Raw genomic sequence first — 21,892 nt, forward strand, 5'->3', positions numbered from 1 at the left:
GGCGGTCTGCCGCCCACGGGCGCGGAGACGGTCAACTGGCACCACCCGCCTCCAGGACGGTGGCGCCGACCTGGCCGTCCGGGTCGACCGAGGTCACCAGGACGAGTTCGCCGGGGCGGGCGGCCGAGACGGCCGCCGCCAGCTGGAAGGCCGAGGAGGCCGCCGAGGTGTCGCCGATCAGCCGGCGCAGCCGTACCGAGCGGCGTCCGCCCCCGTCGGCGAAGACCCCGGCGAGCGCCGACTCCTCGCGTCCGCCGAGCACCCCGCCGCAGTCCGAAGGGACCAGCAGCCGCACGTCCTCGGGGCGTACGTCCGCCTCCTTGAGGACCTCGGTGACCGCCCGCACGACGGCCGGGCCGGTGCCCTCGGGCTCGCTGAAGGCGATGAACCGGGCGCCGCGCACGGTCGCCACGGCCGTCCGGCCGTAGGCCCGGGCCCGGGCCGCCGACTCCAGCAGGAAGAGCGCGCAGCCCTCGCCGAGCGGCCCGGCCGGCCGGTGCGGGGCCCGGCCCCGGTACTCCAGCCAGGCGCGCTCCGCCGAGAACTCCTCGACCGCCCCGCACAGCACCGCCTCGCAGTGGCCCTGGCGCAGCAGCCGGGCGGCGTAGTTGAGGGCGAGCAGGCCGGTCACCGCGCCGCCCGCGACCGTGGTGTTGGGGCCGCGCAGCCGGTGCCAGATGGCGCTCTGGCCGGCGGCCTTGTTCATCACGGTGTTGGGGAAGTGCGCGGGGTCCACGTGGATGGGCTTCTCGGCGGTGAGCGAGGAGCGGGTGAAATCCATGATCGACTGGACGCTGCCGTGGCCGGTGCCGAGAACCATGCCGATGTCGTCGGGGAGGTCCTGGGCCAGCCCGGGACCGGCCGAGTCGAGGAGCAGTCCCGCGGTCGCGACGGCCAGTGCGGTGGCCCGGTCCATGGCGCGGGTGCCCTTGCGGCCCAGGACGGCGCGGATGTCGAAGCCGGGGACGATACCGGCCCGGTCGTAGGGGCCGGCCGGGTCGGGCAGCGGGTGCGTCGCCGGATCCCCGGCCGCCAGGCCCGCGGTGAAGGCATCGGCCCCCAGGCCGTACGGGGAGGCCGCGGACCAGCCGGAGACGACCAGGGTTCCGGCGGGGGCTGCGGTGGTCGTGGTCATGACTCGCTCCTGACGAGGGGCGCGGAGCCCCAGGCTCCGGCGGCGGCGTGGAGTTCGGCGCCGTCCACGCCGATGGTGTTGCCGCTGATCCAGGAGGACTCGGTGCGCGAGAGCAGCGCGACCGCGTCGGCGACGTCCTCGGGGCGGGTCAGCCGGCCGTGCGGGTTGTTCTGGGCGGCCCGGGCCACGTACACGTCGTGCTCGGGGATGCGTTCCAGGGCGGGGGTCACCGTGACCCCGGCGCGGATGGCGTTCACCGCGACCCCCTGCGGGGCGAGTTCGCAGGCCAGCTGGCGGACGTGGGCCTCCAGCGCGACCTTCGCGGCGGAGACGGCGCCGTAGCTGGGCAGCGCCTGGACGGTTCCGGCGCTGGTCATCGCGTAGACCTTGGAGCCGGTCCGGAGCAGCCCGGCGGCGGCCAGGTCCTGCGTCCAGTAGACGAGGCTGTGCGCCATGACGTCGAGGGTCATCTCCAGCTGGCGTTGGCTGATCGGCTTGTCCCAGCCCGCGCGCGGCAGGAACGGCACGAGGGTGCCGAAGGCGAGGGAGTGGACGAGGATCCGGACGCCGCCGGAGTCGGCCGTCAGCTCCCGCAGGCCGGCGACCAGTTCGGCGCGGGCGGCGCGGGAGGCCGCGTTGGCGTTGTGGAAGCGGACCTCCACGCCCTGCGCGGCGATCTCGGTGACGAGCGCGTCGACCTCGTCCCGGCGGGAGGCGGTGTCGAAGTGCACGCCGAAGACGTTGACCCCCTCCGCCGCCAGGCCCAGCGCGACCGCACGGCCGATGCCGCTGGACGCGCCGAGGATCACGCACCAACTGCCTTCCAGTGACTTCAGCATGGGTTTCCCTCCCGTTCGGGGCCGTGGGGACGTACCGGCGGCCGGCCCAGGGCGCTCAGCAGTACGAAGGCGATGTGGCCGCGGCCGCCCGCGACGACCAGCAGCCGGTCTCCGGGCTCCCCGGTGACCAGGCGGACGAGCCCGACCGCGGCCGCGAGGCTGCCCGCGCCGAGCGGTACGGCGCCGGGCGGTACGGCGCCGGGCGGCGCGTCGAGCGCGAGCGCGCCGGGCGCCGGCGGGGCGGCCGGCCGGATGGCCAGGGCCCCGTCCACGGCGGCCCGGGTGAGGGCGGCCACCGGGGAGCCGTCCAGGACGTAGTGCGGCTCGGGGGCACGGGCCCCCGGTCCCGCGGCCGCCAGCAGGCGGTCGAGCGCGCCGGTGACCGTGGCGGTCAGGCGGGCGCGGCCCGCCCCGTCGGTGAGGGAGCGCGGGAGGACGTGGAGGGAGCGGGCCCGGACGAGTGCGTGGACGGCCGCGCCGCGGGCCTCGGCCGCCGCCGGGTGCTCCAGGACCAGGGCGGCGGCGCCCTGTTCCCCGGGTTCCCCGGCGCCCTTGGGCAGGGCGTGTTCGGCCGCTCCGACGAACAGGGCGGCGCAGCGGCCCGCGGCCAGTGCCCGCGCCCCGGCCTCGACGGCCTCCAGGGCGGCGGTGCCGGGCGTGGCCAGGGTGAGGGCGAAGCCCTTGAGGCCGTGCTCGGCGGCGAGCCGGGAACCCAGCACGCTGGCCGCGAAGTAGGGGGCGGTGGCGGGCGACAGGGCGTCGGCTCCGCCCTCCGCCGCCACCTGGCGGTCCATCCGGTCGAAGAGCCCGGCGAGGGCTCCGTTCAGGGCGAGGGCGGAGCCGCGCCGGTCCTCGGGCACCAGGTCGAGCCCGCCGCCGTCGGCGGCGGCACCGCGGGCGGCGGCGAGGAGGTACTGGGCGGCGGCGGGCAGGTACTTGTAGCCGCGCGGTCCCAGCCGGGTGCGGTGGTCGAACCAGCCCTCCGGCGGGCCGTCGGGCCACCGCGGCCCCCCTCCGGGGGCGTCGGGCGGCAGCACCAGGGCCGCGCCGGTCACGGCGAGTCCGCCGTCGATGCCGGTCGGGAGGCTCATGCCGGGACTCCTCGCGTGGCGGGGCGTCCGCGGGCGGCAGCCGGGCTGTCGGCGGCTTCGGCGGCTGCTGCGTCGGCGGCTTCTGAGGCTGTAGCGGCGGCGGCGTCCTCCAGTACCAGCGAGGAGTTGCTGCCGCCGAAGCCGTACGCGTTGACCAGTACCCGGCGCCGGCCGGGCTCCAGCGCCACCGGTTCCCGCTGCGGGAGCCATACCGGGCACTGCGGGTCCTGGTGGTCCAGGGGGATGTTGCGCGGCACCCGGCCGTGCCGGAGCACGAGTGCGGCGGCGACCGCGCCGAGCGCGGCGGAGGCACCGCCGGTGTGGCCGAGCAGCGCCTTCAGGCTGTACACGGGAACGTCCCGGACCCGGCGGCCGAGCACCTGGTGCAGGGCCCGGCTCTCGACCTCGTCGCCGATCCGGGTCCCGGTGGCGTGCGGGATGACGCAGCCGATGCCGGCTTCGCCGCCGGGCCCGCCGAGGGCCTCCCGCATCGCCCGTACGATCTGCTCTCCATCGGCGTGCGGGGCGGTGGGGTGCCCGGCGTCGCAGCTCCAGCCGACGCCGGACAGCCGCAGCGGCCGGGCCCCGGCGGGGCGGGTACCGGTACGGGTACGGGTCGATGTGCGGGCCCGGTGACGGGTGGCCGACTCGACCACCAGCATGCCGGCACCCTCCGCGAAGAGCGTGCCGGCCCGCTCCTGTTCGAAGGGGCGGCAGCGCTCCGGGTCCACGGCGCCCAGCCGGTTGAAGCAGCCGAGCGCGACGCGCGAGTAGGCGTCGGAGCCGCCCGCGAGGACCAGGTCCGCCTCGCCCGAGCGCACCATGTCCACCGCCATGCCGAGCGCGTAGCCGCCGGCCGAGCAGGCGGTGGTCACGTCGTGCGCGGCGCCGTACAGGCCCAGTTCCTCCGCGAGCCCGCCCGCCAGCCGGAACGGCGGCGTCCAGCCGCCGCCCCCGCGGCCGCGCTCGTTGCTGCCGGGCTCGCCCATGCAGCTGCCGACGACGACGGCGGCCCGGGCGGACCCGTCCCCGGACAGGGTGTCCGGGTCCAGGCCCGCGTCGGCCAGCGCCTCGCGGGCGGCCGCCGCGGCGAACCGGGCGGCCCGCTCCGCCGAGAGGTCGGGGTCGGGGACCAGGTTCATCAGCGGCAGGTCCATCTCGGCGAGCCGGTCCGCCGGCCGGTCCGGCAGGCGGATCCCGGCCGCCGTCATGGCCTGCCACAGGGCGTCCGTACCCCCGCCGTGGCAGGTGACGGCGCCGATCCCGGTGACCACGACCTCCTCGGTCATGCCTGCTTGCCCTCCAGCGCCGCGTTCATGCGGTCGTCGAAGGGGACCAGGCTCCAGTCGGCACGGTTCTCGATGACCGCGTAGCCGTGGGTGATCTGGCCGGTGGCCGTGTGCAGCAGCTCGCCGTCGCGGACCACGTAGGTGTCCATGCGGGAGTCGTAGGTGAAGCCCTTGAAGACGTTCTCGACGGTGATGACCACGTACAGGTCCTCCTCCATCCGCGCCTCGTCCAGGACGGTGATCCGCGAGTGCGGGACGACCGGGATCCAGTTCTGCTCGTCCAGCAGGGTCTTGATGGAGACGCCGCGGGAGGCGACGAGCTGGTCCTTGGCCTCCTCCATCAGGCGCAGGTAGCCGGACATCTGGATGCGCTCGGTGAAGTGGCAGTACCAGTAGGGGATGCGGAACTTCCAGGCGAAGGCGTTGCGGCCGGCCGTGAGCTCCTTCGTGAGGTCGTCGGCGCCGAGGTCGACCCGGGGGGCCTCGACCTTCCAGGCCGGGGTGGCGTGCAGCGTGTCGACGGCGTACGGGGCGAGGGCCGCGGGGGCGGGCTTCTCGCCGCCGCCGCGCGGATCGAGGCGCAACTGCACGCGGACGGTGGAGGTGACGGCCTTGAGGAGGGTCTCGCGCTGCACGTGCAGGGTGACGGCGAGGAGGATCTCGCCGTCCTTGGCCTTGCGGTGCGGCTTGACCTCGGCGACGGCGACGTCGTCGATGTGGAAGGCGTGCAGGATGCGGGTGTCGATGTCGACGATGTCGGTGCACAGCCCGTACGTCTCGTAGACGGTGCCGGGCAGCAGGCCGGACTGGCGCAGGTGGTTCAGGACGGCTTCCTCGACGAGGTAGTTGACGTGCTTGAAGCCGATCCAGGTGCAGATGTTGGAGCCCTCGTAGCGGGGGCGGATCTCGAAGGTGGTCGGGGTCGCGAGGTCGAGGGTCACGGACTCGGACACGGTCAGGGTCACGTCAGCTCCGGTGCAGGCAGGGGCAGGGGTTCGGCCAGGGCGGTCAGGACGGTGGGGCGGGCAGGGCGGGCAGGGCGGCTCCGGTGGCCGTGCGGGCGGGTTCGGATACCGCCGCGCGCGGCCGGGAGCCGGTGAGGAAGGCGTTGACGGTGGCGGCGAACAGCTCGGGCTGCTCCGCCATCGGGAAGTGGCCGCTGTCGTCGAAGACCCGTACCTCGGCGTGCGGCAGGGCCTCGGCCAGGGCGCGGGCGTCGGACGGCGGGGCGGCGAAGTCGTGCTCCCCCGCGACGACCAGGACGGGCCGGGTCAGCGATCCGACGTCGAGGAACGGGCTGCGCAGGTAGGCGTCGAAGAACCGCATCCAGCCGTACGGGCCGACGCGTTCGCGCATCTTCAGCGCCATCAGCTCGCGCAGGTCCCCCGGGATCCGGTCGGCGGAGCTGACGCGCAGCCCCTCGTCGAGGATCCGGTGGAAACCGTTGAGGTAGTACTGCGCGGTCTCGAAGTCGAAGTCGTCCGGGTCGCGGCGGTGGAACGGGGAGACCAGGACGACGGCGCCGGGGCGGGCCGGTCCCTCGGCGGCCAGCAGCTCCAGTACGGCGCCGGCCGCGAAGGAGTGGGCGACCACGGCGTCCGCGCCGCCGGGCACGCCGTCGAGGGCCTGGCGGACCCACGGCACCGGGTCGGGCCGGTGGCTCCAGCCGGTGCCCACGGCGGAGGCCGCCCAGGGCAGTTCGGCCTCCCAGACCTCCAGGCGCGGGTCGGCGAGTTCGCTGAACCGGCGCCAGACCTCGGTGGTGCCGGCCAGGCCGTGCAGGGTCAGGACCCGTACGGGCTTTCCGGCGCCCTCGGCGGGGCGCCGCAGGCGGACCCCCACCTCGGTGCGTCCGTTCACGGTGTGGCCCCCACGGGTTCGCAGGCGGAGCCGGCCCGCGAAGAATCGTTTCCGCAGGCATCGCTTCCGTAGGGCTCGGCGGCCACCGGGAGGAACAGCAGCGCGGCCGCCGCGTCGTCCCCGCCCTCGTCCCCGGTGCCGGCCGTGGCCAGCACCGCGGCACCCGCGCCGCCGGACAGCCAGGCCGTCGCGGCCACCGCCTGGAGCACGCCGAGCGCGCCCGAGGACGGCCCCAGCAGCTCCGACAGGTCGTGCGCCGGCGCGCCGGCGGTGCCGTCTCCGAGGCCGGACGCGCAGCCGCGGCCCCCCTCGGGGTGTCCGGGTACGCACCACAGCCCGAGGTCCCGGCCGTCCCCGGCCCGTACCGCGGCCACCGCGTCGGCGTGCCGGGCCCGGCGGGCGTACGGGCCGACCCCGGCCAGCGGGCGTACCCCGCGTGCCGCGGCGGATCCGGCGGATTCCAGGACCAGCGCGGCCGCACCGTCGAAGAAGGCCTCCCGGTCGGGCGGCAGCAGGTGCCGCACCTCGGGGTTGTCCGGTTCCACCCCCACGACCAGCACCCGCTCCACCCGGCCGGCCGCGATCAGCAGCGCGCCCCAGTGGACGGCGTCCAGCCCGGAGGTGGGCCCGTTGCACAGGGTCAGGTTGGCGCCGCGCAGCCCGTGGGTGATGGCGATCCAGGAGGCCACCACGTTGCTGGAGGTGGCCGGGAGCATCATCGGGCTGGTGCCCAGGTAGGTGTCGCGGGCGATGGTGGCGACCGTCTCGCAGACCGTGTCCACATTGCCGAAGTTGGTGCTGACCACGCAGCCCACCGAGTCGCCGGGCACGGTCAGGGTGCCGTCCGCGCCGGTGAGTCCGGCGGCGGCGAGGGCCTCGCGGGCGGCGACCATGCCCAGTTTGGTAGCCCGGTCCTTGTAGCGCAGGCCGCGGCCGGTGAGCCGGTCGACCGGGTCGCCGGCGCCGCCGTGCCCGCCCGGTGCCCCGGGTCCCAGCTCCGCCGGGCCGGCGACGCCGGCCAGGGCGGTGCCCAGTCCGGTCACCACCACCTCGGCCGTGCGGCCGGTACCGGTGGCGGGGGTTCTGGCGGTGCTCACGACGTGCCTCCCTGCAGGCTCTCGACCACGGCCACCGCGTTCAGGCCGCCGAAGCCGAAGGAGTTGATCTGGGCCAGCCGCAGCGGCTCCGCGGGCCGCAGGGCCCGGGTGCCGCGGACCATCCGGAACGCGCCCACCGCCTCCACCGGGTCGTCGAGCCCGAGGATCGGCGGCACGGCGCCCTGCCGCATCACGTCGACGGCCGCGACCAGACTGTGCAGCCCGGAGGCGCCCGCCGTGTGGCCGGTCATGCACTTGATGGCGGTCATGTAGGGGGACGGGTGCACACCCGCGAACACCGAGCCCAGCGCCGCCAGTTCGGCTTCGTCGTTGAGCGGGGTGCCGGTGCCGTGCAGCATCAGCAGGTCCACGTCGGCCGGGACGATCCCGGCGCGGTCGTGCGCCTCGCGGATCACCGTGGCGATGTTCTTGGCCTCCGGGGCGGAGGGGTGGTGGGCATCGCAGTTGACGGCCACCGAGCGGACCCTGACGTGCTCCCGGCCCGCGGGGGCCGGTCCGTCGGCCTCCCGGCGCAGGACCACGGCCACCGCGCCCTCGCCCTGGAGCATGCCGCGCCGCGCCTTGTCGAACGGGCGCACCCGGTCGGGGGGTTCGGGGTAGCAGCGGTCCAGCAGCCCGTAGGTGGACTCGGAGATGGTGTCCACGCCGGCCACCACGACGGTGTCGGCGGCGCCCAGCTCCAGCAGGTCCACGCCGAGCCCGAGGGCGTACAGCGAGGCGGAGCAGGCGTTGGCCACGGTGTGCGTGTCGGCGGCGTTGAACCGGCGCCGCAGCATGGTGCCGAAGTGCATGTCCCGGACGTCGAAGGGGACCCTGTCGCGCCAGGACAGCTCCACGGAGCGCAGTTCCCGCAGGGTCGTCCCGACGAGGACGGGCACCCCGTCGAGGTCCTCGCCGAGGCCGGCGTCCGCGAGGGCCGCGGCCACCGCCCGCTCCAGCCACCGGGTGGCGCGCAGCGGCTCGTCCACACCGGGCGCGGGCCGGTCGTCGATCTCGTAGGCGACCTGCGCGCGGAACCGTGTGGGGTCGTAGCCGCGCAGCGGCGCCAGCCCGCTGCGGCCGGCGACGAGGGAGTCGTAAATCTCCGCGACCGAGCCGCCGATGCTGGCGACGGCTCCCGTTCCGGTGACGATCCAGCTCATACGGGGCTCAGCTCCCCCGCGCCGGTGCGGCCGGCCACGACCCGATCGGGGAGGTAGCGGGCCAGGATGACCACGGCGTTGTTGCCGCCGAAGGCGAGGGCGTTGTTCTGCACGATGTCGAGGTCGGCCTCGACGGCGTGGTTGGGGACGCAGTCGACCCCGCACTCGGGGTCGGTCTCGGTGTGGTTGATGGTGGGCGGGATGAAGCCCTGGGTGAGCGCGACGGCGCAGGCGGCCAGGGCCACGGCGCTGGCGGCGCCCATGCTGTGGCCGATCATCGACTTGATGGAGACGGTGCGGGGCATCGCCTCGGCGCCGAAGACCTGCCGGATGGCGCCGGCCTCGGTGATGTCGTTGGCCTTGGTGCCGGTGCCGTGCGCGGACACGAAGTCGATCTGGTCCGGGGTGACTCCGGCGTTGCGGTGGGCGATGGCGATCGTACGGGCGATGCTGTCCCGGTCGGGGGCGACCGGGTGCAGGGCGTCGCAGGCCAGCCCGTAGCCGAGCACCTCGGCATAGATGCGGGCGCCGCGCGCCAGCGCCGACTCCAGGCTCTCCAGGACCAGGATCCCGGAGCCCTCGCCGGTGAGGATGCCCTGGCGGTTCTTGTCGAAGGGCTGGCAGACCTCGGGGGCTATGGTGCCGAGCCGGTAGAAGCCGGTGAAGGTCTTGCGGCAGAGCGCGTCGGCGCCGCCGACCAGGGCGATGTCCACGTCTCCGCTGCGCAGGGCGTCGTAGCCGTACCCGACGGCGTAGTTGCCGGCCGCGCAGGCGGTCGGGATGGAGACCGCCTCGGCGTCCTCCAGGGCGAACTCGCGCACGATGGCGGAGGAGAGCCGGCCGGCCGGGAAGCGGGCGGCGGCCTGCGGGTCGTAGGTGTCGGGACCGGTTGCGAGGGTGCTCTCGACGAGCTGGTCGAGATCGCGCGACTCCCCGTCGGTGGTGCCGACGGACACCAGGGCCCGGCGGGCCCGGACGTCTTCCACGGCCATCCCGGCGTCCGCGACGGCCATGCGGGCGGCCGCCACCGAGAACTGGGTGGCGCGGCCGAGGTCCTCCGGGTCCAGCCGGTGGATCCACTGCGCCGGATCGAAGTCGGAAACCTCGCAGGCGTTCGCGTACGCAAAACCCTCGGTGTCGAACGCGGTGATCGGCTTGGCCCCGCTGGCTCCGGCCCGCAGGCCGGCGGCGAAGGCCTCGATGCCGATGCCGATGCTGGTCACGACGCCGAGCCCGGTGACGACCACGCGGCGAGGCGCGACGCCCGGACCTGGCTGAACTGTGCTCATGGCTCACCCTCTGGCTGTCTCGGGGCGGCACCGGGACCGGCGCCGCCGTGCGGCGCCCGCGCGGGGTCGCCCGCGGTCGCGCGGGGTCGCGGTGGGCCCGCGGCGTATGAAGGCTGCGCCGGTCAGGCGCCGAGGGCCTCGGAGACGACGGCGTAGACGCCGACGAGGTTGACCATCCGGCTCAGCTCGGCCTGGTCGATGGTGACCCGCTGGGTGCGCTCCAGCGCGGCGAGGATCTCGATCGCGCGCAGCGAGTCGGCGTCGTGGTCCTCCTTGAAGAGGCTGGTCTCGGTGACCTCGTCCTCGTCGATCTCAAGGATGTCGCAGACGATCTCCTTGATCTCCTGCTTGCGCTCGGTGGACAGCTCGCTGCTCACGACGTTGCTCATGTTCGGCTCCCTCGGAAGGTGGTCGGACGGAGCCGTTCGACTCCCAATCCGTTCGCTGGAGCGATCGTGAGCGAGGGTGCTATCGGACCTCTATACGAGGAGTGCCCGTGCGGCGCCGGTGCCGCGGGTTCCGCCGCCGACGCCCTCCCGGGCCGGGTCGCGCGCGGAATCCGGGGCTGTGCTCGGATCGGCCCGATCGGCCCGATCGGCCGGGTCGGCCGGGTCGCGGTCCGCCTCCCCGTCGGGCGAGTCCTCGTCGAGCCAGCCCAGCTTGGCGGCGCGCAGGCCCGCCTGGAAGCGGCTCTTGGCGCCGAGCCGCCCCATGAGTTCGGCCGTGATGCGGCGTCCGGTGCGTACGGAGACACCCAGCTTCCGGGCCACCACCTCGTCGGTGAGCCCCTCGCCGAGCAGCCGGAGCACGGCCTTCTCCTGGCTGGTGAGTTCCTCGGAATCGCCGCTGGCGCGCTGCCGGCGCCCGCTGGAGACCGGAGTGGCCTTCTCCCACACCAGGGTGAACAGCTCACCGAGGGTGGTGAGGATGCCGGGACCCTGGAAGAGGAGCGCGCCGGCCGCGGAGTCCTCGGGGTCCATGGGGAGCATGACCACCTCGCCGTCGAAGATGATCATGCGCGAGGGCAGGGAGGCGACGGTCCGGACCCCGTTGCCCTGTTGGACGAGCCAGCGCAGGTGGTCGACCGACGGCGGGTCGTTGTAGATGCTGTCGAGATAGACGGTGCGCATCACCACGCCGCGCTCGTTGAGACTGGCGCTCAGCGGACGGCTGGCCGTGCGGGAGGCCTGGGACTGGCCGCCGCCCGGCGCGAAGGCGTCCAGGCTCTTGCGGCAGGACATGGAGAGCTCTTCGATCCGGTCGCGGATGCGGTCGATTCCTTCGAGCCGTTCGACTTCGCTGTGCCGGCGCTGCTGCCGGGAGACCGTGAATTCCTCTATGAGGCGGGCGACTTCCACGCGGGTGTCGGCCATTTGCCGCTGCCGCGAGAGCAGGGCGGCCTCGTGCTGGGCGAGCAGCGACTGAAGTCCGAGATCGGGACTGACGGCGCGCAGCCGGCCGGGTGTCTCCCAGGAGGGTCTGATGAGGGTGAGCCGGACACATTCGTCCAGGGCGACCCGCACCTTGGCGGTCGGCCAGTGTAAGTGCTCCACCAAGTCCTCGACCGAGCTACACGCGTTCAGCAGCAGGGTTCGATACAACTCAGTGGCATCTGCACTCATTCCGATCGACTCAAGCACGCGTTCCCCCGCCTGTCGAACGACCATCAAGTGATCTTCGAACCGCTCAGCGGCCGGAAGCCTAACACGAACTGACCAGTAATAGCCGGACTGTTCAGCGGGGCTGACGGATTAGGACCGGGGGCTATCCGGAGCGGTAGCGGCAAGACGCCCCACCCCGAGCGCACACTCGGTGAAGGGCGTCTTCAATCGACCGGCACATATGCCGGTACCGCTTATTTGTCAGGCCTGGCCCGCCTGGGACGTCAGGCCCCGAGTCGGATCCGCCTGCACGCTGTCCCAACCCGGCTCCGGGGGCTGCACCGTCCCACCCGTGCCGTCGGCGAGGACCACCGATCCGGCCGCCGGGGCGCCGACAAGAGCGGCAAGGGCGGCAGCAGTGACAATTCCGGTTTTGAGAAAACTGGCTCGCATTCTTATTCCCCCTGATTAGGCATTCGCGTTCTTTCCGCAACAGGATTCTTGCCGGGAGGGGGCCGCGATCACCAGGAAAAAGCGTGTCAGGCTCTTGCGCTGGCAGAAGACTGACAGCGGTGGAATTCATTCCACTTGGCTTCGGTCAGTTGCTCTCCGTAGAAGAAGTAGAGGTCGCGGGCCTACTACTGGCCGATGACGTGCATCCCCCTCCGGACATCGGGAGCAGCCGCATGACCGTCGTCGACGCCTCGACCGCTGCTCCACCGGTCCTCGAGCCGCCCCCGAGGCCGGACCCTGCCACGCTGACCGCCGAACTGCTGGACCGCCACCGGCGGGCGGCGGAGGGTACGGACCGGTCGGCGACCGAGCGGCAGCATGCCAGGGGCAAACTCACCGCCCGCGAGCGGCTGGACCTGCTCTTCGACAAGGACTCGTTCTGCGAGGTGGAGCCGCTGCGGGTGCACCGGGCGACGGGTTTCGGCCTGGAACACAAACGCCCCTACACCGACGGGGTGGTGACCGGCTGGGGCACCGTGGAGGGCCGGACGGTGTTCGCGTACGCCCACGACTTCCGGATCTTCGGCGGGGCCCTCGGGGAGGCCCACGCGGAGAAGATCCACAAGGTGATGGACCTGGCCGAGGCGGCCGGCGCCCCGCTCGTGGCCCTGTGCGACGGGGCGGGCGCCCGGATCCAGGAGGGGGTCACCGCGCTGGCCGGGTACGGCGGCATCTTCCGCCGCAACGTCCGCATGTCCGGGGTGGTTCCGCAGATCAGCGTCATGCTCGGCCCGTGCGCGGGCGGGGCGGCCTACTCCCCGGCGCTCACCGACTTCGTGTTCATGGTGCGCGGGATCTCCCAGATGTTCATCACCGGACCGGACGTGGTGCGGGCGGTGACCGGCGAGGAGATCAGCCAGGACGGCCTGGGCGGAGCGGACGTGCACGGCAGTACGACGGGCGTGGCAGCTTTCGTCCACGACGACGAGGAGTCGTCGCTGGCCGAGGTACGCCACCTGCTGTCGCTGCTGCCGTCCAACAACCGGGAGCTGCCGCCCCGGGAGTACCCGGGTGATTCGCCGGTCCGGCGAACGGAGGCGCTGCTGGACCTCGTCCCGGCCGACCCGTCCCGTTCCTACGACATCCGCGAGGTGATCGCGGAGCTCGTGGACGACGGGGACTTCACCGAGGTGCACGAGGGCTGGGCACGCAACGTGGTGTGCGCGCTGGCCAGGCTGGACGGCCATCCGGTGGGCATCGTGGCCAGTCAGCCCTCGTGTCTGGCCGGGGTGCTGGACATCCACGCCTCGGAGAAGGCGGCCCGGTTCGTGCGGACCTGCGACGCCTTCTCGATCCCGCTCGTGACCCTGCTGGACGTGCCCGGGTTCCTGCCCGGCGCCGACCAGGAGCACGGGGGGATCATCCGGCACGGGGCGAAGCTGTTGTACGCGTACTGCGACGCGACGGTGCCGCGGATCTCACTGGTACTGAGGAAGGCGTACGGCGGGGCGTACATCGTCATGGACTCCCGCTCGATCGGCGCGGACCTCGCCTTCGCCTGGCCGACCAACGAGATCGCGGTGATGGGCGCGGAGGGCGCGGCCAACGTGGTGTTCCGCCGGGAGATCGCGGCGGCCGACGACCCGGAGGCGGCCCGTCAGCGGCTCATCGAGGAGTACCGCGCGCAGTTGATGCATCCGTACTACGCCGCCGAGCGCGGCCTGGTCGACGACGTGATCGACCCGGCCGAGACGCGGGCGGTGCTGATCCGGTCGCTGGCGATGCTGCGGAACAAGCAGACGCCGCTGCCGTCCAGGAAGCACGGCAACTCCCCCACCTAGGTCGTGTCGCACCCAGACCCGCCCTGCCCAGACCCAGGAGGCTCCCTTGAAGACGCTCTCATCCCCGGCCGAGGCTCCGGCCCGGGCCGCTGCACCGGCCACGGTCAACTCGACCGATCCGCTGATCTCCATCCTGCGCGGGACCCCCGACCCGGCGGAACTCGCGGCGCTCACCGCCGTCTTGCTGTCCCGGCTGCGCGAGAACGGGTCCGGGAACGGGTCCGATCGGGCGGAACCGGCGCCGGCGAGGGCCCCGTGGAGCCGGCCGGCCTTCCACTCGGCCAGGTCCTGGCACGCGCCGGACGGCCTCGGGCGCTGACGCCGCGCGAGGTCCCGTATAGGCGCGGCGGAGCTCCGCGATAACCGCCCCTCCCACCCTGAGGCACGTCGGCGCCGGGAAGATCCCGGCGCCCCTCTCGTTGGAGGATCCCGATGCACCGTCGCCTCGCCACCGTGATAGCCGCTTCCGCCGCCGCGATCGTCGCCCTGGCCACCCCGGCCTCGGCCGCACCGGCCGACAAGCCCCAGGTACTGAGCAGCTGGACGCAGACCAGCACGGCGAGCTACAACGCCTGGGTGTCGGCCCGCGGCAGCCAGGGAAGCTGGTCGGCGTACGGCTTCGACTGGACGACCGACTACTGCACGACCTCTCCGGACAACCCGTTCGGCTTCCCGTTCCAGACGGCCTGTGCCCGGCACGACTTCGGCTACCGCAACTACAAGGCGGCCGGCGCGTTCGACGCGAACAAGCCGCGCCTCGACGACGCCTTCTACTCGGACCTCAAGCGAGTGTGCTCCGGCTACTCGGGGCTGAAGAAGACCTCGTGCGACTCCACCGCGTGGACCTACTACCAGGCCGTGAAGGCCTTCGGCAGCAGCGCCGCCGTCGACGGCGGTACCTCCGTCTGACGTCGCCACCCGAGCCGAGAGAGGGACCGCCGATGAGCTCCCCCGCACTTGCCCCCTTCCGCGATCCCGCCGTGCGCAGGGCGACCGTGCTGCTGGCCGAGGAGCTGTCCCCGGCCACCGTCGCGGCCCTCGGGGCGGAGGTCGACGTACGCCGCTGCGACGGCACCGACCGGGGCGCGCTGCTGGCCGCGCTCGCCGACGCCGACGCCGTGATCGTCCGGTCCGCCACCAGGATGGACGCCGAGGCCGTCGCCGCGGCCCCGGGGCTGAGGGTGATCGCCCGGGCCGGAATCGGCCTGGACAACGTGGACGTGGCCGCGGCCACCGCCGCGGGCGTGCTGGTCGTCAACGCGCCCACGTCCAACATCGTCAGCGCCGCCGAGCACGCCATCGCCCTGCTCCTCGCGGTCGCCCGCAACGTGGCCCCCGCCGACGCCGCGCTGAGGGCGGGCCGGTGGCAGCGGGCCCGCTTCACCGGCGTGGAGCTGTCGGGCAAGGTCCTCGGCATCGTCGGCCTCGGGCGGATCGGCTCGCTGGTGGCCACCCGGATGGCCGCCTTCGGCATGGAGGTGGTGGCGTACGACCCCTACGCGGACGAGGAGTCGGCGGCCCGCGCCGGGGTACGGCTCGTCCCCCTCGACGAGCTTCTGGCCCTGGGCGACTTCATCACCGTGCACCTGCCCAGGACCCCCGAGACCCTCGGCCTGATCGACGCCGGGGCCATCGCGCGGATGAAGCCGCGGGCGCGGCTCGTGAACGCCGCGCGCGGCGGCATCGTCGACGAGCGGGCGCTGTACGAGGCGCTCGTCGAGGGCCGGGTCGCGGGTGCGGGCCTGGACGTCTTCGCCACCGAACCCTGCACCGACTCGCCGCTGTTCGCCCTGGAGAACGTGGTGGTGACCCCGCACCTGGGCGCCGGTACCGCCGAGGCGCAGGAGAAGGCGGGCACCTCGGTGGCCGCCTCGGTCCTGCTGGCCCTGGCGGGCGAGCCCGTCCCCGACGCCGTCAACGGCTGATCCCCCGAGGAGAGAACCATGACCCGGCAGACGCTTTCCCCCACCGTCCTGACTCCCCCTGCCGACGCCGAGAGCGTGATCGCGGGCCTGCGGGGCTCCATCGACGGGCTCGACGCGCAGATCCTGGAGCTGCTCGAACGGCGCCGCGGGCTCTCGGCCTCCGTCCAGCACGCCCGGATCTCCTCCGGCGGGCGCCGGACCGAGCTCGGCCGCGAGAACGTGGTCATCAAGCGCTACGCCGACCGGCTGGGTCGGCCCGGCGGGACGATGGCCATGGCGCTGCTGGAGTTCTGCCGGGGGGCGACGGCGCCGGGTGTCCTCGGCGCGCCGGGATCAGGACCGTAGGAAGGCCAGGACCGCCAGTACCCGCCGGTGGGTGTCGTCCGCCGGCGGGAGGTCCAGCTTGGAGAGGATGGAGCCGATGTGCTTGCCGACGGCGGCCTCGGAGACCACCAGCTGGCGGGCGATCGCCGCGTTGGACTTGCCCTCCGCCACCAGGCCCAGCACCTCGCGCTCACGGGCCGTCAGGCGTTCCAGCGGATCGCGGCGGCGGCGCAGCAGCTGGCGGACGACCTCGGGGTCGACGACGGTGCCGCCCGAGGCGACCTCCTGGAGGGCGGCCTGGAACTCCTCGACCTGGCCGACGCGGTCCTTGAGCAGGTAGCCGATGCCGGAGCCGTCGCCGGAGTCGAGCAGCTCCGACGCGTAGGTGCGCTGGACGTACTGGCTGAGGACCAGGACGGGCAGGGACGGCTGGTCCGTGCGCAGCCGCACGGCCGCGTGCAGGCCCTCGTCCTGGAAGCCGGGCGGCATGCGTACGTCGGTGACGACGATGTCGGGCCGGTGCTCGGCGACCGCCGTGATCAGCGCCGGGGCGTCGCCGACGGCGGCGGCCACCTCGTGGCCGAAGCGGCTGAGCAGGCCGATCAGCCCTTCGCGCAGCAGCACGCTGTCCTCGGCCAGCACTACGCGGAGCGCTCGGTTTCGGTCCACTCGCAAGGAATCTCCACACGCAGCAGGGTCGGTCCGCCGGGTGGGCTGGACAGGGCAAGTCTGCCATCCAGAACGGACACCCGGTCGGCCAAGCCGGTCAGGCCCGAGCCCCGGCCGGTGTCCGCTCCGCCCCGCCCGTCGTCGTGGACTTCGACGGTCAGCCGGCCCCGCTCGTGCCGGCCGGTGACGGTGGCCCGGGCGGCGCCGCTGTGCTTGCCGACGTTCGCCAGCGCCTCGCAGACGACGAAGTACGCGGCGGCTTCGACGGCTTCGGGGAGCCGGCGGTCGAGGTCGACGGTGACGTCCACGGGGACCGCGGACCGGTCGGCCGCGTCGGCGATCGCCGCGCCGAGGCCGTAGTCCGTGAGGACCTTGGGGTGGATGCCCTGGATCAGCTCGCGGAGTTCGGCCAGAGCCTTGCCCGCTTCCTCGTGGGCCTTGGCGAGCTGGTCGGCGAGGGGCCCGGGCGGGGAGTCCAAGCGGGCCAGGCCCAGCGTCATGGTCAGGGCGACCAGGCGCTGTTGCGCCCCGTCGTGGAGGTCTCGTTCGATCCTGCGGCGCTCGGCCTCGAAGGCGTCGACCAGCCGTACCCGGGACCGTACGAGTTCGGTGACCCGCTCCCCGAGCTCCGGCTCGGGCGGCGCGATGAGCAGCCGGGTCAGTTCGGCGCGGGCGACCGCCACGGCGCCGAGGACGTAGCCGCAGACTCCGAGGAGCAGGAAGCCGAGAACGGCGATGCCGATCGCCTGCGGCCAGGAGACGGCCGTCCACTCCTTGAGTACGGATGCCTCGCTGTCCCCGGACGTGGCGAGCAGGACGGGGGTGGCCATCAGGCTGAGCGGCATGCACAGGGCCAGCCCTACGGCGAGCAGGTCCAGCGGCCACAGCAGGGTCGCGAACACCACGGTGTAGCCGAGCTCGCGCCAGGTCACGGGCTCCCGGAACCGGGTGCGGGCCCAGGCCGTCAGGCCCGGTTCGGCCGGTTCGGCGTGCGGGGTGGGGGTGGGCCTGGCGTCCACCATCCGCAAGCGGCGGCGCTCCAGGGCGGCCACCGGAACTCCGGAGAAGGCCAGCAGGGCGAGCAGCGGGATCCCCACCAGGACGACGGCGAGCGCGGCGCCCACCGCCATCCCGACCACGAGGGCCAGCAGGACGACGATGCCGACGGGGGTGCTGCTGAGCAGGTAGCCGGCGGCCCGCCAGGGCCAGGCGGAAAGCAGGAAGCCGGGCCGGGCCATGGCCTGCCACACGTTGACTGAGCGCATGGGTTCACCGTAGGAGACCGGTCTCTGCCGGGGCCATCCCCGCAGGGCGAGGGCCCCGGGTATGGCCAGCCCTACCTCAGGACTCGGCCCAGGGGTCGTGATCGGCGGCGCCGTACGCGGTTGTCTGGAGGGGACGCTGAGAGGGGGTCCGCGATGACGAACTGGCTGGCCGAACACACGCTGGTGTTCGGGACATGGGGTGTGCTGGCCGCGGTGCTGCTGCTGCCCGCGCTGGAGTCCGCGCTGCCGCTGTTCGGCGCACTGCTGCCGGGTCAGACCGCGGTGGTGATGGGCGGGATGCTCGCCGGCAGCGACCGGGTGCCGCTGTACGCGGCGCTGGTGATGGCGCTGGCGGGCGGGGTGCTCGGCAACGCGGTGGGGTTCGCGGCCGGGCGGCGGTGGAACACGCGCCTGCTGGAGCGGATCCCGCGCCGGCTGCTGCGGCCGGGGCACACCGACCGTGCGCTGTCGCTCGTGCAGCGCGGGGGCGGGCGGGCCGTGTTCGTCGGCCGCTTCACGGCGGTGCTGCGCACGCTTGTTCCGACGCTGTGCGGGATGTCGGGGATGCCGCTGCGGCCGTACCTGGTGTGGACGGTGCTGAGCAGCGCGGTGTGGGCGTCGGCCTTCGTCTTCGCCGGGTACGGGCTGGGACACGCGCCGCTGCCGCTGCTGTGACGCCCGGCGTCCGTGGCCGGGACCGTCCCCTTCCTCGAAGGCCGGTCCCTCGTCCGCCGGTCCCCCATCCACCGGTCCCCCGTCCGCCGGGAACCGGACGGGGGGACACCGTCCGCGGGCGGGCCCGCCGGCCTCAGCCCGGCAGGCCCGCCCGCATCCTCCGGTCCCGGGGGGCCTGCGTGCGTTCCAGGCGGGCGTCCAGCATGCGGGCCGCCGCCTCGCAGCGGCCGTCCGCCGTCAGCGCGTACAGCAGGGTCTCCTCGACCACCTCGCGCTGCGCCGCGCTTCCGCCGACCCGGCGCAGCACGGGCAGGAGCGCGTCGAGGCCGCGGGCGGCGTCCCGGAAGCGTTCCTCGACAAGCGCGGCGAACGCGTCGCACAGGGGGGCGATGACCTCGCGCTGGACCTCGTCGGCGGACGCCGCGTGGTCGCGCAGCCGGCGCAGGGCGGCCAGGTCGCCGACGGCGGTGAGGCTGATGGCGCAGTGCAGGGCGGTGAAGGCGGTCGCGGGCCGTTCCAGGATGTCCGCCTCCACCGCGTCCAGGACGTCCGCGACGGGCAGGTCGCCGCGCCAGCTGTCGCTGAGCCGGGCGCGCCACAGCAGCGACCCCGAGTCCACCAGGGCCCGTACGCCGGTCACCCGGCCCGGGGAGAGCTGGGTGAACCAGCGCTTGCGGACGGCGGCGGGGTCGTCGAGGGCCAGTTCGTGCAGGGCGATGTGCCAGGAGAAATGGGCCCGGTGCACGGCTCCGCGGCCCCGCCCGGCGATCCACCGTTCCAGCCAGTCGCGGCCCGCGCCGTGCGTGCCGGTCTCGTAGTGGACGTGGGCGAGCGCGTGCACGGCGTGCCCGGAGGCGGGCTCGACGGCCAGGGCACGGTGGGCCAGCTCGCCGGCCTCGTGCAGGCGGCCCTGCTCCTGGCGCAGGAACGCCAGCAGGGAGGTGTGGAACCAGTGGCCGTCGTACGCGGAGGAGGTTCGCTCGACCAGCCGCAGCGCGTAGTCGTCGTCGAGGTCGTCGACGCCGGAGAAGGCGATGGTGGGCACGGCGACGGCGAGGGCGAGGGCGTCGGCCGGGTGGCGCTCGAGGTGCCGTGCGAGGGCCGCGTCGCCTTCGTCTCCGTGGACGCGGCGGGTGACGACCTCCACGAAGGAACGCTCGCGTTCGCACGCCCGCTCCCGGGCGCAGCGCTGTGCCTCCGCCAGGGCCCGGGGTACGTCGACGGCGGCTCCGCACTCGTGTCCCAGCAGGGCGAGGGCCGCGTGCCCGAGGGCGAAGCCGGGGTCGAGGGCGACCGCGCGCCTGAGGGAGTCCTCGGCGCCCGAGCGGACCTTCAGGATCCGGTCGAGTCCGGTGCGGTAGGCGGCGGCGGCCTCGGCGTGGGTGGACAGGCCGAGGCCGTGTCCGTCGAGCGGGCGGCGCGTGGTGCGGCGCCGGGGGGTGAGCGGTGCGAGCAGCTCCTGGGCGAGGGCGGCCGCCTGGACGCGGATCTCGGGGATGGCGGTGGTCTCCCACAGCTCGCCGCGGCGGGGGGCGCCGAGGGTGTACAGGGGCAGGGGGGTGGCCCCCTGCCCGTCGAGCAGGCGCCCGTCGAGGGTGGCGACGCCCATGCCGAGCGGGCCGGGCACGGCGGTGCCGGATTCGGACAGGGAGCGCCACAGGGGGTCCTGCAGGCTCGGGCCCGGCCCCGTGCAGTCGATGACCCAGCCCACGTGCAGGTCGCGCCCGCCGGAGAGCCCGATGTCCAGCGATCCGTCGGCGCGGACGTCGGCGCGGGTGACGGCGCCGGCGTGGACGGCGAGCCGGCGCGCGGTGCGGGCGCGCAGGACGGACTCGCCGGTGTCGGGCGCCATGCGGTGGCGGTGGGTGTTCCACAACGCACCGTCGCGTTTGATGAATTCGGCGCGTTCCTCGGTGGTGAGGCGGCGCCACAGGTGCGCGGTGTGCGGGCGCAGGCTGTCGAGCGCGGGGCGCCAGTCGCCGTGCAGGCGCACGGCGCGGGCGACGTGGCGGTAGACGGTGCGGCGCAGCTGCGCGAAGGGAGCGTCGTAGAGGCCTTCGGGGGCGGGCATGGGGCCGGCCGGGGTCAGGGCGTGCGGCTGGGGCAGCAGGCCGTTGCGGGACGCGGCGTGCACCGTGCGGCCGGGGCGTTCGAGGGTGAGGGCGAGGTCGACGGAGGTCAGGCCGGTACCGACGAGGAGGACGTCGCTGTTGTCGGCGCAGGGTCCGTCCAGTGCGCCGGGGGTCCAGGGCTCCGCGATGAAGCGGGCGGCGGCGCGCAGCTGCGCGGGGGCCCAGGACGCGGTCGGGGCGGCGGGGCCGGTGGCCAGGACCGCGCTGTCGGCGTCGAGCCGCGTGCCGTCGGCGAGCCGGAGGGTCACCCCGCCGTCCGGGGCACCGGCGACGTGCTCGGCGCGGGTGGTCAGCCGCCGGACGGACACGGTGCCGTGCGCGCGGACGATGGCCTGGGCGAGCGTGTCGGCGAGATAGGCGCCGAAGCGGTAGCGGGTCGCGAAGTCGGCCGAGGTGACGGTGGGTTCGCCGTGGCGGCAGAGCCACCGGGCGAAGTGGCCGGGGTCGTCGGGGTAACAGCTCATGCCGCCCGCGGGCACGTTGAGGCGGTGCGCGGGGTCCCGGGTGGCGTAGGCGGTGCCGCGGCCCGCTTCGGGGGCCGGGTCGATCAGGACCACGTCGAGGGGGGTTCGGCGGCGGGTGGCCATCTCACAGAGGTGGACGGCGGTCAGCGTGCCGGCCGCACCCGCACCGACGACGGCCACCGTGTACCGCTCACGGACTGGACTCACGTAATCCTCCGGCAGTGTTCGGCGGCGGGGCCGGTGGAACGGAGCTCCGCCTTCGGGTCGTGCGCGCTTTTCCAACCGAGTGAGTAGGAAAAGGTGTTGTCCTTAGAGGAATCCCACCCGGCGCTCGAGAGCCGCTCAAACACCGGTCGACGCGGGCCGGATCCGGAGCCGGGGCACCGCGGACCGGTGGGGGCGGGAGACGCGGCCCACTGGCCGAAACGCACCGGGTCGTCGCGCGGGCCGGGGCGCTGGGCGTGAGGCCGTCGCGCGGGCCGGGGCGACGGGCGTGAGGACGTCGCGCGCGCCCCGGAATGCGGGTCCGGGCGGCGTCGGGCCGGGATCCGCTTCGGCTCGCCGCAGCCGGCGGTGTGGACGCTGCGGCCGGGGGTGTGGACGCCGCGGCCGGCGGTGTGGACGCCGCGGCCGGGGGTGTCGACGCCACGGCCGGGGGGCCGGCCGGCGGGGGACGGCGTTCGCCCGGGGAAGGGCGCGCAGACGCAGGCGGCCGCTCCCCGGCGCTTCGTTGGTTGACACCTCGAAGCGTGAGGAACGGCCGCCTGCGTCGTACTGGGA

General features: G+C 74.3%; 19 protein-coding genes and 1 pseudogene. 6 read left to right on the forward strand and 14 right to left on the reverse strand.

Annotated elements, in window-relative coordinates:
• Window positions 1-31: 31 nt before the first annotated feature.
• The 11 genes from ACFYM0_RS27255 to ACFYM0_RS27305 form a co-directional block, all read right to left on the reverse strand.
• Window positions 32-1,135, reverse strand: coding sequence for a beta-ketoacyl synthase N-terminal-like domain-containing protein (locus ACFYM0_RS27255; protein ID WP_388505901.1), 1,104 nt, complete (start codon window positions 1,133-1,135; stop codon window positions 32-34).
• Entirely contained in the window at window positions 1,132-1,974 is an 843-nt protein-coding gene (locus ACFYM0_RS27260; protein ID WP_388505903.1) for an SDR family oxidoreductase, read from the reverse strand. Before ACFYM0_RS27260 ends, ACFYM0_RS27255 begins: the two co-directional genes overlap by 4 nt.
• Window positions 1,968-3,065, reverse strand: a complete 1,098-nt coding sequence (locus tag ACFYM0_RS27265; protein WP_388505905.1) for a beta-ketoacyl synthase N-terminal-like domain-containing protein — start codon at window positions 3,063-3,065, stop codon at window positions 1,968-1,970. Before ACFYM0_RS27265 ends, ACFYM0_RS27260 begins: the two co-directional genes overlap by 7 nt.
• Window positions 3,062-4,354, reverse strand: coding sequence for a beta-ketoacyl-[acyl-carrier-protein] synthase family protein (locus tag ACFYM0_RS27270; RefSeq protein ID WP_388505907.1), 1,293 nt, complete (start codon window positions 4,352-4,354; stop codon window positions 3,062-3,064). The genes ACFYM0_RS27265 and ACFYM0_RS27270 overlap by 4 nt, the downstream gene beginning before the upstream one ends.
• The gene (locus tag ACFYM0_RS27275) at window positions 4,351-5,319 is read right to left on the reverse strand and encodes an acyl-CoA thioesterase (RefSeq protein ID WP_388505908.1); all 969 of its coding nucleotides are present in this window, start codon (window positions 5,317-5,319) and stop codon (window positions 4,351-4,353) included. Before ACFYM0_RS27275 ends, ACFYM0_RS27270 begins: the two co-directional genes overlap by 4 nt.
• A gap of 43 nt (window positions 5,320-5,362) precedes the next feature.
• The gene (locus ACFYM0_RS27280) at window positions 5,363-6,214 is read right to left on the reverse strand and encodes an alpha/beta fold hydrolase (RefSeq protein ID WP_388505909.1); all 852 of its coding nucleotides are present in this window, start codon (window positions 6,212-6,214) and stop codon (window positions 5,363-5,365) included.
• On the reverse strand, window positions 6,211-7,311 hold the full coding sequence (locus tag ACFYM0_RS27285; protein WP_388505911.1) for a beta-ketoacyl synthase N-terminal-like domain-containing protein: 1,101 nt from the start codon (window positions 7,309-7,311) through the stop codon (window positions 6,211-6,213). The genes ACFYM0_RS27280 and ACFYM0_RS27285 overlap by 4 nt, the downstream gene beginning before the upstream one ends.
• Window positions 7,308-8,474 (reverse strand): beta-ketoacyl synthase N-terminal-like domain-containing protein, encoded by a 1,167-nt coding sequence (locus ACFYM0_RS27290; RefSeq protein ID WP_388505913.1) that lies wholly within the window; start codon window positions 8,472-8,474, stop codon window positions 7,308-7,310. The genes ACFYM0_RS27285 and ACFYM0_RS27290 overlap by 4 nt, the downstream gene beginning before the upstream one ends.
• A complete protein-coding gene (locus ACFYM0_RS27295; RefSeq protein ID WP_388505915.1) occupies window positions 8,471-9,763 on the reverse strand; it encodes a beta-ketoacyl-[acyl-carrier-protein] synthase family protein in 1,293 nt (430 codons plus the stop codon). The genes ACFYM0_RS27290 and ACFYM0_RS27295 overlap by 4 nt, the downstream gene beginning before the upstream one ends.
• Window positions 9,764-9,885: 122 nt before the next feature.
• The gene (locus ACFYM0_RS27300) at window positions 9,886-10,152 is read right to left on the reverse strand and encodes an acyl carrier protein (RefSeq protein WP_327257999.1); all 267 of its coding nucleotides are present in this window, start codon (window positions 10,150-10,152) and stop codon (window positions 9,886-9,888) included.
• A gap of 90 nt (window positions 10,153-10,242) precedes the next feature.
• Complete coding sequence (locus ACFYM0_RS27305; protein ID WP_388506206.1) at window positions 10,243-11,316, reverse strand: LuxR C-terminal-related transcriptional regulator; 1,074 nt, start codon at window positions 11,314-11,316, stop codon at window positions 10,243-10,245.
• Window positions 11,317-12,050: 734 nt separating this feature from the next.
• Between ACFYM0_RS27305 and ACFYM0_RS27310 the strand changes: the two genes are divergently transcribed.
• From ACFYM0_RS27310 to ACFYM0_RS27330, 5 genes and pseudogenes are all read left to right on the forward strand, one after another.
• Window positions 12,051-13,658 carry an acyl-CoA carboxylase subunit beta gene (locus ACFYM0_RS27310; protein ID WP_388505917.1) on the forward strand — a complete coding sequence of 536 codons (1,608 nt, stop codon included), beginning with the start codon at window positions 12,051-12,053 and terminating at the stop codon, window positions 13,656-13,658.
• Window positions 13,659-13,704: 46 nt separating this feature from the next.
• Window positions 13,705-13,977, forward strand: a complete 273-nt coding sequence (locus ACFYM0_RS27315) for an acyl-CoA carboxylase subunit epsilon (RefSeq protein ID WP_388505919.1) — start codon at window positions 13,705-13,707, stop codon at window positions 13,975-13,977.
• Between the two features lie 113 nt (window positions 13,978-14,090).
• Window positions 14,091-14,567, forward strand: coding sequence for a phospholipase (locus ACFYM0_RS27320; protein WP_388505921.1), 477 nt, complete (start codon window positions 14,091-14,093; stop codon window positions 14,565-14,567).
• 32 nt (window positions 14,568-14,599) lie between these two features.
• A pseudogene (locus ACFYM0_RS27325) lies at window positions 14,600-15,577 on the forward strand (hydroxyacid dehydrogenase); the annotation flags it as partial.
• 24 nt (window positions 15,578-15,601) lie between these two features.
• Window positions 15,602-15,928, forward strand: a complete 327-nt coding sequence (locus ACFYM0_RS27330) for a chorismate mutase (RefSeq protein ID WP_388505923.1) — start codon at window positions 15,602-15,604, stop codon at window positions 15,926-15,928.
• On the opposite strand, the gene ACFYM0_RS27335 is transcribed toward ACFYM0_RS27330, so the two are convergent.
• Window positions 15,917-16,549 (reverse strand): response regulator transcription factor, encoded by a 633-nt coding sequence (locus ACFYM0_RS27335; protein WP_327258067.1) that lies wholly within the window; start codon window positions 16,547-16,549, stop codon window positions 15,917-15,919. The two genes, ACFYM0_RS27330 and ACFYM0_RS27335, sit on opposite strands and share 12 nt — an antisense overlap.
• Window positions 16,549-17,841: a sensor histidine kinase gene (locus ACFYM0_RS27340; protein WP_388505925.1), complete on the reverse strand. Its 1,293-nt coding sequence runs from the start codon at window positions 17,839-17,841 to the stop codon at window positions 16,549-16,551. Before ACFYM0_RS27340 ends, ACFYM0_RS27335 begins: the two co-directional genes overlap by 1 nt.
• A gap of 153 nt (window positions 17,842-17,994) precedes the next feature.
• Between ACFYM0_RS27340 and ACFYM0_RS27345 the strand changes: the two genes are divergently transcribed.
• Entirely contained in the window at window positions 17,995-18,516 is a 522-nt protein-coding gene (locus tag ACFYM0_RS27345; RefSeq protein ID WP_388505927.1) for a DedA family protein, read from the forward strand.
• 133 nt (window positions 18,517-18,649) lie between these two features.
• Here ACFYM0_RS27345 and ACFYM0_RS27350 read toward each other — a convergent pair whose 3' ends face one another.
• Window positions 18,650-21,319 (reverse strand): FAD/NAD(P)-binding protein, encoded by a 2,670-nt coding sequence (locus tag ACFYM0_RS27350; protein WP_388505929.1) that lies wholly within the window; start codon window positions 21,317-21,319, stop codon window positions 18,650-18,652.
• Window positions 21,320-21,892 lie beyond the last annotated feature (573 nt).

This window comes from Streptomyces sp. NPDC006487, assembly GCF_042870555.1.
In the GTDB taxonomy this organism is placed as follows: Bacteria; Actinomycetota; Actinomycetes; order Streptomycetales; family Streptomycetaceae; genus Streptomyces.

What these genes read in the sequence shown, in the direction of transcription:
- ACFYM0_RS27260 (WP_388505903.1), bottom strand. Translation starts at nt 1,974, where the DNA reads ATGCTGAAGTCACTGGAAGGCAGTTGGTGCGTGATCCTCGGCGCGTCC.
- ACFYM0_RS27295 (WP_388505915.1), bottom strand. Translation starts at nt 9,763, where the DNA reads ATGAGCACAGTTCAGCCAGGTCCGGGCGTCGCGCCTCGCCGCGTGGTC.
- ACFYM0_RS27265 (WP_388505905.1), bottom strand. Translation starts at nt 3,065, where the DNA reads ATGAGCCTCCCGACCGGCATCGACGGCGGACTCGCCGTGACCGGCGCG.
- ACFYM0_RS27290 (WP_388505913.1), bottom strand. Translation starts at nt 8,474, where the DNA reads ATGAGCTGGATCGTCACCGGAACGGGAGCCGTCGCCAGCATCGGCGGC.
- ACFYM0_RS27345 (WP_388505927.1), top strand. Translation starts at nt 17,995, where the DNA reads ATGACGAACTGGCTGGCCGAACACACGCTGGTGTTCGGGACATGGGGT.
- ACFYM0_RS27270 (WP_388505907.1), bottom strand. Translation starts at nt 4,354, where the DNA reads ATGACCGAGGAGGTCGTGGTCACCGGGATCGGCGCCGTCACCTGCCAC.
- ACFYM0_RS27330 (WP_388505923.1), top strand. Translation starts at nt 15,602, where the DNA reads ATGACCCGGCAGACGCTTTCCCCCACCGTCCTGACTCCCCCTGCCGAC.
- ACFYM0_RS27300 (WP_327257999.1), bottom strand. Translation starts at nt 10,152, where the DNA reads ATGAGCAACGTCGTGAGCAGCGAGCTGTCCACCGAGCGCAAGCAGGAG.
- ACFYM0_RS27340 (WP_388505925.1), bottom strand. Translation starts at nt 17,841, where the DNA reads ATGCGCTCAGTCAACGTGTGGCAGGCCATGGCCCGGCCCGGCTTCCTG.
- ACFYM0_RS27255 (WP_388505901.1), bottom strand. Translation starts at nt 1,135, where the DNA reads ATGACCACGACCACCGCAGCCCCCGCCGGAACCCTGGTCGTCTCCGGC.
- ACFYM0_RS27310 (WP_388505917.1), top strand. Translation starts at nt 12,051, where the DNA reads ATGACCGTCGTCGACGCCTCGACCGCTGCTCCACCGGTCCTCGAGCCG.
- ACFYM0_RS27320 (WP_388505921.1), top strand. Translation starts at nt 14,091, where the DNA reads ATGCACCGTCGCCTCGCCACCGTGATAGCCGCTTCCGCCGCCGCGATC.